Source organism: Rhodococcus sp. USK13 (genome assembly GCF_018343855.1).
GTDB lineage: Bacteria > Actinomycetota > Actinomycetes > Mycobacteriales > Mycobacteriaceae > Rhodococcus_F > Rhodococcus_F oxybenzonivorans.
On record NZ_CP069242.1, the window covers coordinates 5071248 to 5081844 of the forward strand.

A 10597-nucleotide genomic window follows, 5' to 3' on the forward strand; every position below is an offset into this window, starting at 1 on the left:
TCGTCTGAGGCAATTACAACAGATCCCCGGTTGCGGTCGGGAATCGACCGCAACCGGGGATCTGCTCACCCTGCTCGTCTTCCGGATCAGCAGCCGAGAAGGCGCTGGGCCAGGTAGCCCTCCACCTGGTCGAGCGCGACACGCTCCTGAGCCATCGAGTCACGCTCACGGACGGTGACCGCATGATCCTCGAGGGTGTCGAAGTCGACGGTGATGCAGAACGGCGTACCGATCTCGTCCTGACGACGGTAACGGCGTCCGATGGCGCCGGCGTCGTCGAACTCGACGTTCCAGTTCTGACGAAGCGTCGCGGCCAGATCCTTGGCCTTGGGCGTCAGATCGGCGTTGCGGGACAGCGGCAGCACCGCGGCCTTCACCGGCGCGAGGCGACGGTCCAGCCGCAGCACCGTGCGCTTGTCGACGCCACCCTTCGCGTTGGGTGCCTCGTCCTCGGTGTAGGAGTCGACGAGGAAGGCCATCAGCGACCGGGTGAGGCCGGCAGCGGGCTCGATGACGTATGGCGTGTACCGGTCACCACTGGCCTGGTCGTAGTAGCTGAGGTCGGTGCCCGAGTGCGTCGAGTGCGTCGACAGATCGAAGTCGGTGCGGTTGGCCACACCCTCGAGCTCGCCCCACTCGCTGCCCTGGAAGTGGAACCGGTACTCGATGTCCACGGTCCGCTTGGAGTAGTGCGACAGCTTGTCCGCGGCGTGCTCGTACAGGCGCAGGTTGTCCTTGTTGATACCCAGGCCCGTGTACCAGTCCATGCGGTAGTCGATCCAGTACTGGTGCCACTCCTCGTCCTCACCGGGCTTGACGAAGAACTCCATCTCCATCTGCTCGAACTCGCGGGTGCGGAAGATGAAGTTGCCGGGGGTGATCTCGTTGCGGAAGCTCTTACCGATCTGGCCGATGCCGAAGGGCGGCTTCTTACGCGACGTGGTGAGCACGTTCGCGAAGTTGACGAAAATGCCCTGCGCCGTCTCGGGGCGCAGGTAGTGCATTCCCTCTTCGCTCTCGACCGGGCCGAGATACGTCTTGAGCATCATGTTGAAGTCGCGGGGCTCGGTCCAACGCCCCACCGTGCCGCAGTCGGGGCAGGCAATGACGTCCATGGTGACGTCGTCGGGGTTATCGAGACCCTTCTTCTCCGCGTACGCCTCCTGCAGGTGGTCCTGACGGTGACGTTTGTGGCAGTTGAGACACTCGACCAACGGATCGTTGAACACGCCGACGTGGCCGGACGCCACCCATACCTCACGCGGCAGAATTACCGACGAGTCGAGACCGACGACGTCTTCGCGGCTGGTGACCATGTTGCGCCACCACTGCTTCTTGATGTTGTCCTTGAGTTCGACACCCAAGGGGCCGTAATCCCAGGCCGACTTCGTGCCCCCGTAGATCTCACCGCACGGATAGACGAGGCCACGACGCTTGGCCAGGTTGACGACGGTTTCGACTTTGGATTTCGGTGCCACTCGAGTGCTCTCCATCTGGGTAATAGATGCATGGTTTACGTGCAGTTTTCGGCTCCTAGCCTATCTGCCCGTTCCCGTCCGGTTCACCCGCCTGGTTGACATGCGAATTCATGCATATCAAAATGGAATCGATTTGCAATAAGATGGGCGACGAGCTGACCGAAGGTGCCGCCCGACCATTCTGTCGCTTCGTGTCCGGCATACCGAAGGAGATCCGCTGTGAGCGTGACCGATACCGGCGATCTTCATCCGTTCGACACCGCGCCGCCCGCGCCTGTGCCGTCGAAGGAGACGTTGGCTGCGGCAGGTGACATTCTGCGCGCCCTCGCTGCACCGGTCCGAATCGCCATCGTGCTGCAACTCCGCGAATCGGAGCGCTGCGTGCACGAACTAGTCGGGGCGCTGGGAGTCACCCAGCCGCTGATCAGCCAGCACCTTCGCGTCTTGAAGGCTGCCGGGGTGGTGCGCGGCGAACGCACCGGGCGCGAGGTTCTCTACCGGCTCGTCGACGACCACCTCGCACACATCGTCGTGGACGCCGTCGCGCACGCCGAGGAAGGATGAGAATGCCCACCCAGAACGCCGAGCATCGCAAACCTGTGGTCGTCGGAGTGCGCGCCACCAAGCAGCGCAGTGCGATCTCCGCCCTCCTCGACGACATCGAGGAATTCCGCTCGGCACAAGAACTCCACGACGAACTCCGGAAGCGTGGAGAAGGCATCGGTCTCACCACCGTCTACCGCACGCTACAGACGCTGGCCGATGCCGGGACAGTCGACGTCCTGCGAACGGACACGGGCGAATCGGTGTACCGCAGGTGCTCGTCGGGGCACCACCATCACCTCGTGTGCCGCAGTTGCGGCTACACCGTCGAGGTCGAAGGACCCACCGTGGAACAGTGGTCGCAGTCGATCGCCGACGATCACGGATTCTCCGACGTCAGCCACACCATCGAGATCTTCGGCGTCTGCAAGGACTGCAACGCGCCGCGGTGAGCGTCAAGGGATCAGCCCCTGCCGAGCCGTGTCCGCCCCGGACAGCGCCAGAAGCAGCATCGTGGTCAGGGCCTCGTCCTCGAGGCCTGCAGCGGGGAACGTGTAGCGCAGGATGACATCGGCGAGTCTGCCGTGTCCGAACACGGCGATCGAGCCGAATTGGAGGGCACTGTTTCGTTCGGCCACTTTCTTGTGCAGTGACGCACTGACGGGGCGATCCCAGGCGAGGACACAGGTCATCGACAACACGTCCAGTCCCTCGGTCAGGGTCATCGCACTGATCGAGCACAGCGCTCCGGCGTACTCGAAACTGAGCGAGCCGTCGTCCGCCCTGTCGACCGTGGCGAAATGAGCGAGTGCATTCTCGGCGCGCGCCAGAAGTGCCGGCGCTCCGTCGGCCGTCACTTGACGCCACCGAATCTGCGGTCCCGAGAGGCGTATTCGACGCAGGCCGCCCACAAATCTCGCCGGTCGAAGTCGGGAAACAGCTTCTCCTGATAGACCATTTCCGCGTACGCGGACTGCCAGATCAAGAAGTTGGACGTTCGTTGCTCACCGGACGGCCGCAGGAACAGATCGACATCCGGCATGTCCGGCTCGTCGAGGTACCGGGCCACCGTCGCCTCGGTGATCTTCTCCGGATCGAGTTGTCCCGCGGCAACCCTGCGTGCGATTTCTTTCGTCGCATCGGCGATCTCGGCGCGACCACCGTAGTTGACGCACATCGTCAGGTTCATCACCGTGTTGTGTTTCGTCAACTCCTCGGCGATCTCGAGTTCCTTGATCACGCTGCGCCACAACCGTGGTCGACGCCCCGCCCAGCGCACGCGCACGCCCATCTCGTGCATTTCGTCACGGCGCCTGCGGATCACGTCCCGGTTGAAGCCCATCAAGAAGCGGACTTCTTCTGGACTGCGTTTCCAGTTCTCCGTCGAGAAGGCATACGCCGACAGCCATTCGACACCCATCTCGATACAACCGCAGACCGCGTCCATCAGCACGGCTTCACCGCGTTCATGGCCGGCAGTCCGGGGCAGCCCCCGTTCCTGCGCCCAACGGCCGTTCCCGTCCATGACCAGCGCGATGTGCCGAGGTATCAGTTCGGTCTGCAGGCCCGGCGGCCGAGCCCCCGACGGATGCGGGTCGGGCGGCCGAATGTGGCGTTCGGCCGCACCGTCAAGCGGAGTTCGAGGTTCGCGTCGTCGAATCACGGTCCCCATCCTGCCTGACCGAACTCTCCGGCCCGACGGCCGGATGCGGACGGGACCGTTCGATCAAGGGAAGGGTGCGCAGCTGGCGTTCGAGATGCCACTGCAGGTGCGCGGCGACGAGTCCGCTGGCCTGACTGCGCAGCGGCGCCGCCACATTCTCGGTTTCCGCCCAGTTCCCACGGAACAGTGCATCCATCAGCGCGAGCACTCCGGGAGACGGGGTGGCCGCACCGGGTGGGCGGCAGTGGGTACACACCGCGCCCCCAGCGGACACGTGGAATGCCCGGTGGGGTCCGGGCGCGCTGCACCGCGCACACTCGTCGAGTGCAGGTGCCCATCCTGCGTAACCCATAGCCCTCAGCAGGAAGGCATCGAGAATCAGCTCACACGGCCGATGGTGTTCGGCTACGGCGCGCAGCGCACCCACCGTCAGGCGGTGCAGTTGCAGCGCGGGAGCGCGCTCTTCACCGGCCAGTCGCTCGGCGGTTTCGAGGATCGCACACGCCGTGGTGTACCGGGAGTAGTCGTCGACGATGTCGGTGGCGAACGCATCGACAGTTTGCACCTGGGTGACGATGTCGAGGTTGCGGCCCGGGTACAACTGCACGTCGATGTGCGCGAACGGCTCGAGCCGGGCGCCGAACTTGGACTTCGTGCGGCGCACCCCCTTGGCCACCGCGCGTACCAGACCGTGCTGCCGGGTGAGGAGTGTGACGATACGGTCGGCCTCGCCCAGCTTGTGCTGGCGCAGGACCACCGCATTGTCTCGATACAACCTCACCGGTTCAGTCTCCCACGTCGAGGCGACCACATTCCGCAGGCCGAGCCGGATGCGACGGTCAGGGCTCGGTGCGCCTGCGCCCGCACACCCCGGCGCCGCCCGCGTCAGCTGAAACGCTGCTCGAGGTGCACCGTCACCTCCACTCCGGCACCGTCCTTACCGATCAGCGTGCACAGTGCGATCTTCAGAGGAAGCCAGTGCGGACCTTCACCCGAGGGCATCAGGGTGGCGTTGAACGGGTGGCCGTCGATCGTCCCGCCGACCTTCACCGGCCGTCGCGTTCCGAGAAGTTCGGCGGAGCCCGGCACGGTCAGGTACGTCGCGAACGCCCCGTCCTTCTGGATCGGCGCCGTGAAGGTGTGCGCGAGTGGTTGCGGGGTCTTCGGTGCGGGCATTCGTGGCTCCTCCGGTCGAGTGTGATGTTGCGGTCGAAGGTAGGACTCCCGGAGCGGGCCGGAATCATCGGTCGTGAGTCCGAAGGCCACGGGACACCCGAAAGCGCCGAAGGGTACCCTAACTCGAACGGCCCTCGACGAACGGAACACTCCCGTGGCAGCGCACGCCCCCTCACCGGAGCACACGATCACCACCCTCGACGAACTTCAGCAGGTACTAGGCGTTCCCCACCCCTCCATCGTCACCAAGCACACCGATCACACGATGCCCCTGATCCGCCGCTTCATCTCCGAGGCGCGGTTCTTCGTCCTCGCCACCGCCGACGCGAACGGTCACTGCGACTGCTCGCCGCGCGGAGACATCACACCGAAGACGATGTTCCTCGACGACCGGACCCTGGTGATCCCAGACCGGCCGGGCAATCGGCGCGCGGATTCGTACCGCAACATCCTCGACAACCCGCACGTGGGCATTCTGTTCGTCGTACCGGGAATCGACGAGGTGGTCCGCGTCAACGGAACCGCCACCCTGACCGTCGATCCCGAACTGCTGCAGTCGATGTCGATCAACGGCAAACCCGCCAACCTCGGTGTCGTGGTCCGGATCGACGAGGTCTACACCCACTGCGCCCGGGCGATCCTCCGGTCACGCATGTGGGACCCGGAGTCGTGGCCGGACCCCGACCAGATCCCGTCGCTGCGGGAAATGCATTCGGAGCAGCACGGGCTGGACCACAGCCCGGATACGCCTCGCCGACAGGAGTTCTACCGCACGCTGCTCTACTGAGGGATGTGTCTACCGAGGGGCGTGCCGGGCCAGGTCACCGCAGCCGCTCGGACACCAGAGGCACGACGGTGTCGAGTGCGTACCGCAACGACAGCACGGAGTTCGTGGAGTACGCCTTCGCGACGTTCGGATCGTCGAACACGAGGGACCGTCCGTCGCGCACCGCCGGGATCGCTTGGAACAGCGGCCGGTCCGTGACGTCGGCGGCCGGCCTGCCGACCGGGAAGACGACCACCATGTCGGCGTCCATCACGCCGAGATTCTCCTCCGACACCGGGACGGAGAACTTCACCGCCGGCTGCGCGTCCACCGCCGGATTACTGACGAATCCGAGCTTCTTCATGAACTGGAGGCGCTCGGTGTCGGCCGTGTAGGCGCCCCATCCCGCCCCCGAGAACGCGCCGACGGTGATCGTCTTCCCCGCGAACTCGGGATGGGCCGCGGCCGCTTCCGCGAATCGCCGGTCGATGTCGGCGAGCAGCGCATCACCCTGCTCCGCCGCGCCGAGAGCGTTCGCGACCATCGACACCTGGCTCTCGATCGGAGTCTTGTAGTTGTCGGCGCCCTCCGGCAGCGCGATCGTCGGCGCGATCTGCGACAGGTGGTCGTAGCGTTCCTTGTCGCCGGCACTCTTCGTGTCGAGGATGACGTCCGGTTCGAGCGCCGCAATCTGCTCGTACGACGGTTCGAGGGTTCCGATGATGGCCGGCGCGGTGGTGTACATGTTGTCCGCCCACGGTCCGACGCCGTCGCCGCCGAAGGCGACCCAGTCGCTGGCCCCGACGGGTTCGACACCGAGCGCCAGCGCGGTTTCGGCGTCACCCCACCCGAGGGCGACCACGCGCTCGGGCTTCGACTCGACTGTGACGTCGCCGAATTTCGTGGCGACGACGGCCGGAAACACGGCATCGCCGGTGCCTGCCACTGCCTCGCGTTCGCCCTCGCTGTCGCTCCCGCAGCCGGCCAACGCGAGGGCCAGCAGTGACACCGAGAAGAGACTCCTCATTCGCATAAGGCAAGCCTAACCAACACCCGGTCGGGTGCTGCTTCCGGCCCCAACTATTCGCCGACTCACACCTGGAACCGGTAGCCCATCCCGGCCTCGGTGATGAGGTGACGCGGGTGGGACGGGTCGTCCTCGAGTTTGCGTCTCAGCTGCGCCAGATACACCCGCAGGTAGTGGGTCTCGGTGGCATACGCCGGACCCCACACCTCCCGCAGCAGTTCCTTCTGCCCCACCAGCTTGCCCTTGTTGCGCACGAGCATCTCGAGCATTCCCCACTCGGTCGGCGTAAGGTGCACCTCGGTCCCTGCCCGCCGCACCGTCTTCGCCGCCAGATCGACCGTGAACGAATCCGTCTCCACCACAGGTTCACTCGTGTCGACGACCGTCGTCGCCCGGCGGGCGGCCGCACGCACCCGCGCCAGGAACTCGTCCATCCCGAACGGCTTGGTGACGTAGTCGTCGGCGCCGGCGTCGAGAGCGTCGACCTTGTCGGCGGAGTCCGTCCGCGCCGACAGCACGATCACCGGTGCGGGGCACCATCCGCGGAGCCCGGCCAGCACCTCGGTGCCGTCCATGTCGGGTAGCCCGAGGTCCAGCACGATCACGTCCGGCGGTCGCTCGGCCGCGGCACGCAGGGCGGCCGCACCGGACGCGGCCGTCACCACGTCGTACCCGCGCACGCTCAGATTGATCCGCAGGGCGCGGAGAATCTGCGGTTCGTCGTCGACGACGAGGACCCTCGTCATGGATGCTTCCCTCCCGCCCCGGCCAGCTCCACCACCATCGTCAGACCACCGCCGGGGGTGTCGGTGGCGCTGGTGGTTCCGCCCATCGCGTCGACGAATCCGCGGACGACGGAGAGCCCGAGCCCGACTCCCGTGGTCGTGTCGCGGTCCCCCAGCCGCTGGAACGGGGCGAACATCTCGTCTGCCCGCCGACGCGGAATTCCCGGCCCCGTGTCGGCGACGGTGATGACGGCGCGGTCGCCCACCGCCGCGGCACCGACCCGGATCACGGAGTCCTCACCGTAGCGGAGTGCGTTGTCGATCAGATTGGCGAGCACCCGCTCGAGCAGGCCCGGATCCGCCATCGCCGTCACCGTTCCGACGTCGACTTCCACCCTTTCCCGGGCCCGGGTCCCGGTCCGGCCGCCGATTCCCAGACCCACCAGCGCCCGGTGCACCACCTCGTCGAGGTACACCGGCCGCAGCGTCGGGGTCACCACTCCCGCCGCGAGACGGGAGGAGTCGAGCAGGTTCCCGACGAGAGAGGTCAGCACGTCGGCCGATTCCTCGATGGTCGCGAGCAGTTCGGCGGTGTCCTCCGGGGAGAAGTCGACGTCGTCGCTGCGCAGGCTGGACGCGGCGGCCTTGACCGCGGCCAGTGGGGTCCGGAGGTCGTGGCTGACGGCGGACAGCAGCGACCGCCGCAACCGGTCGGCCTCGGCCAGCGCCTGCGCCTGCCCCGCCTCCTGCGCGAGCTCGGTCTGCCGGATCATGCCCACCGCCTGGTTGGCGACGGCGAGGAGCACCCGACGGTCCCGGGCGTGCAGTTCGCTGCCGCGCAGGGCGAGCGCGTATTCCCCTTCCCCCACCTCGCAGACGGTGTCGGCGTCGGCGATGCTCACCGGTGGGTGCGGCCCGACGGACCCCACCGGACCGCGGTCCCGGTGCAGCACGCTGACCGAATCCTGGCCGTAGGTCTCGCGCACCTTCTCGAGCAGCGTGTCGAGGTCGGCGCCGCGCAGCACCGATCCGGCGAACAGTGCCAGCAGCTCGGCTTCCTGCGACGCCCGGCGGGCTTCCCGTGAACGTCTGGCGGCCGCGTCGACCAGGACCGCGACGGCGACGGCCACCACGAGCAGCACGACCGTGGTGATGAAGTTGTCCGGCTCGGCGATGGTGAAGCTCCGCACCGGCGGCGTGAAGAAGTAGTTGAGGAACAGACCCGAGATCAGCGCGGAGAACGCGGCGGGGGCGACACCCCCGAGCAGCGAGACGAGCAGCACCACGATGAAGAACAGGGCTCCCTCGCCGACCAATCCGAGCCACCGGTCGACGGCACTCAACACCAGCGTGGCCACCGACGGTACGAGGACGGCGGCGATCCAGGCGATCGCCGTGCGCGAACGGGAGCCCACCGGCGACAACCGCCGCGGGCGGTGGGATTCGCCGTGCGTCACCATGTGCACGTCGATCGACCCGGACTGTTGCACCACGCTTGCGCCGATGCCCTCGTCGAAGATCCGCGCCCACCGTGAGCGTCTCGACGTGCCCAGCACCAGTTGTGTGGCGTTCGCGGTCCGGGCGAAGTCGAGCAACGTGGTCGGGACGTCGTCGCCGACGACGCTGTGCAGACTCGCGCCGATATTTGCGGCGAGGGCCCGTACCTTGCCCATCTCCGGAGCCGAGACACCCGCGAGGCCGTCGCCGCGCACCACGTGCACGACGATCAGTTCGGCGCTGGATCGCGACGCGATCCGGCCGGCGCGCCGAACCAGCGTCTCCGATTCCGGTCCGCCCGTCACCGCGACCACCACCCGTTCCCGAGCCTCCCACGTGTCGGTGATCTTGTTCTCCGCACGGTATTTCGCGAGTGCGGCATCCACCTGGTCTGCCACCCACAGCAGGGCCAGTTCGCGGAGTGCGGTGAGGTTCCCTTTCCGGAAGTAATTGCTCAGTGCCGCATCGACTTTGTCCGCGGCATAGATGTTGCCGTGGGACAGCCTGCGGCGCAGAGCCTCCGGAGTGATGTCGACCAATTCGACCTGGGTGGCGGCGCGCACCACCTCGTCGGGAACCGTTTCCTGCTGCACCACTCCGGTGATCCGCTGCACCACGTCGTTGAGGCTTTCGAGGTGCTGGACGTTGAGCGTCGAGAGGACGTCGATCCCCGCGGCGAGGAGTATCTCCACGTCCTGCCAGCGTTTCTCGTGGACGCTGCCCGGTGTGTTCGTGTGCGCGAGCTCGTCTACGAGGACCAGCGCCGGCCTGCGGGCCAGCACCGCCTCGACGTCGAGTTCCCGGCCGAGCGTGCCCCGGTAGGCGATCAGGTTGGGCGGAATCAGTTCGAGGTCGCCGAGCTGCGCCGCCGTGCGGTCACGGCCGTGGGTCTCCACCACGGCCGCGACCACGTCGCACCCCCGCTCCCGGCGGCGGTGCGCCTCACCGAGCATCGCGAACGTCTTGCCGACACCCGGTGCGGCTCCGAGATAGATGCGCAGTTCACCGCGTCGGCGTTCGGCGTCCCGGCGCACGCCCTCGGTTCCGGTACCACTCACCTCGCCATCATCCACCAGCGGTCGGGGCGGTGCACTCGGGAGCGGTCAGGCCGAGGGCCAGGTTCAGTTCGAGGACGTTCACCCGTTCCTCACCGAGGAAGCCGAGTTGCCTTCCCTCGGTGTTCTCGTCGACGAGTTGCCGGACCCGGGTCTCGCTGAGACCGTTCTCCGCAGCCACCCTCGGCACCTGCAACGCCGCGTACGCGGGGCTGATGTGCGGGTCGATGCCCGAGCCCGATCCGGTGACCGCGTCCGCCGGTACCTTGGAGGGGTCCACCCCCTCCCGGGTCGCGATCGCCGCCCGCCGGTCGGCGATGAACGTCGCCAGGATCTCACTGCTCGGCCCCTGGTTGGTGGGCAGGGCGGCGGCGGGATCGCCCGGCGCGAACGGATCCTGTTCGGCCACCGACCCGGTGACCCGGTTGTGGAAGAACGGATCCGGCTCCCCCGCAGGCACCTGCGGGTCGACACCGACCCACCGGCTCCCGACGACGCACCCGGTGCTGTCGCGCACCGCAGACCCCTCGGCCGCTCCTGCGCCGATCCTGCTCACCCCCCACACTGCGGCGGGATAGAGCACACCGAGGACTGCTGTGAGTGCGAGCAGGACGAGTAGTCCGGCCCAGGTCTGCCGGAGCAGGCCGATGAGAAATCGCATGCGGGA

12 protein-coding genes are annotated in these 10597 nt (G+C 67.1%); 3 read left to right on the forward strand and 9 right to left on the reverse strand.

The window, feature by feature from the left end:
- Positions 1–86: 86 nt before the first annotated feature.
- Positions 87–1478 carry a glycine--tRNA ligase gene (locus JQT59_RS25815; protein WP_109329028.1) on the reverse strand — a complete coding sequence of 464 codons (1392 nt, stop codon included), beginning with the start codon at positions 1476–1478 and terminating at the stop codon, positions 87–89.
- A 219-nt stretch (positions 1479–1697) separates the two neighbouring features.
- Here JQT59_RS25815 and JQT59_RS25820 point away from each other — a divergent pair, with 219 nt between their 5' ends.
- Together JQT59_RS25820 and JQT59_RS25825 are read left to right on the forward strand one after the other, a co-directional pair.
- Positions 1698–2042: an ArsR/SmtB family transcription factor gene (locus JQT59_RS25820; RefSeq protein WP_159921489.1), complete on the forward strand. Its 345-nt coding sequence runs from the start codon at positions 1698–1700 to the stop codon at positions 2040–2042.
- 2 nt (positions 2043–2044) lie between these two features.
- On the forward strand, positions 2045–2473 hold the full coding sequence (locus tag JQT59_RS25825; protein WP_159921487.1) for a Fur family transcriptional regulator: 429 nt from the start codon (positions 2045–2047) through the stop codon (positions 2471–2473).
- 3 nt (positions 2474–2476) lie between these two features.
- Here JQT59_RS25825 and JQT59_RS25830 read toward each other — a convergent pair whose 3' ends face one another.
- The 4 genes from JQT59_RS25830 to JQT59_RS25845 form a co-directional block, all read right to left on the reverse strand.
- A complete protein-coding gene (locus tag JQT59_RS25830; protein WP_109329022.1) occupies positions 2477–2878 on the reverse strand; it encodes a hypothetical protein in 402 nt (133 codons plus the stop codon).
- Positions 2875–3684, reverse strand: coding sequence for an isoprenyl transferase (locus tag JQT59_RS25835; RefSeq protein WP_109329020.1), 810 nt, complete (start codon positions 3682–3684; stop codon positions 2875–2877). Before JQT59_RS25835 ends, JQT59_RS25830 begins: the two co-directional genes overlap by 4 nt.
- Positions 3650–4465, reverse strand: a complete 816-nt coding sequence (gene recO / locus JQT59_RS25840; RefSeq protein ID WP_213572510.1) for a DNA repair protein RecO — start codon at positions 4463–4465, stop codon at positions 3650–3652. The genes JQT59_RS25835 and recO overlap by 35 nt, the downstream gene beginning before the upstream one ends.
- Positions 4466–4569: 104 nt before the next feature.
- Positions 4570–4860 (reverse strand): DUF1905 domain-containing protein, encoded by a 291-nt coding sequence (locus JQT59_RS25845; protein WP_213572511.1) that lies wholly within the window; start codon positions 4858–4860, stop codon positions 4570–4572.
- A 154-nt stretch (positions 4861–5014) separates the two neighbouring features.
- On the opposite strand from JQT59_RS25845, the gene JQT59_RS25850 reads away from it, so the two are divergent.
- A complete protein-coding gene (locus tag JQT59_RS25850; RefSeq protein WP_213572512.1) occupies positions 5015–5647 on the forward strand; it encodes a pyridoxamine 5'-phosphate oxidase family protein in 633 nt (210 codons plus the stop codon).
- A 34-nt stretch (positions 5648–5681) separates the two neighbouring features.
- Here JQT59_RS25850 and JQT59_RS25855 read toward each other — a convergent pair whose 3' ends face one another.
- The 4 genes from JQT59_RS25855 to JQT59_RS25870 are packed head-to-tail and all read right to left on the reverse strand — an operon-like array spanning position 5682 to position 10591.
- Positions 5682–6659: an ABC transporter substrate-binding protein gene (locus JQT59_RS25855; RefSeq protein WP_213572513.1), complete on the reverse strand. Its 978-nt coding sequence runs from the start codon at positions 6657–6659 to the stop codon at positions 5682–5684.
- Positions 6660–6718: 59 nt separating this feature from the next.
- Positions 6719–7399 carry a response regulator gene (locus JQT59_RS25860; RefSeq protein WP_213572514.1) on the reverse strand — a complete coding sequence of 227 codons (681 nt, stop codon included), beginning with the start codon at positions 7397–7399 and terminating at the stop codon, positions 6719–6721.
- Entirely contained in the window at positions 7396–9933 is a 2538-nt protein-coding gene (locus JQT59_RS25865) for a sensor histidine kinase (protein ID WP_213572515.1), read from the reverse strand. The genes JQT59_RS25860 and JQT59_RS25865 overlap by 4 nt, the downstream gene beginning before the upstream one ends.
- Positions 9934–9940: 7 nt before the next feature.
- Positions 9941–10591 (reverse strand): potassium-transporting ATPase subunit C, encoded by a 651-nt coding sequence (locus tag JQT59_RS25870; RefSeq protein ID WP_213572516.1) that lies wholly within the window; start codon positions 10589–10591, stop codon positions 9941–9943.
- Between the last annotated feature and the right edge of the window lie 6 nt (positions 10592–10597).

Excerpts from the sequence above, each read along its gene's own strand:
- JQT59_RS25870 (WP_213572516.1), bottom strand. The coding sequence starts at position 10,591 with ATGCGATTTCTCATCGGCCTGCTCCGGCAGACCTGGGCCGGACTACTC.
- JQT59_RS25855 (WP_213572513.1), bottom strand. The coding sequence starts at position 6,659 with ATGCGAATGAGGAGTCTCTTCTCGGTGTCACTGCTGGCCCTCGCGTTG.
- JQT59_RS25860 (WP_213572514.1), bottom strand. The coding sequence starts at position 7,399 with ATGACGAGGGTCCTCGTCGTCGACGACGAACCGCAGATTCTCCGCGCC.
- JQT59_RS25825 (WP_159921487.1), top strand. The coding sequence starts at position 2,045 with ATGCCCACCCAGAACGCCGAGCATCGCAAACCTGTGGTCGTCGGAGTG.
- JQT59_RS25845 (WP_213572511.1), bottom strand. The coding sequence starts at position 4,860 with ATGCCCGCACCGAAGACCCCGCAACCACTCGCGCACACCTTCACGGCG.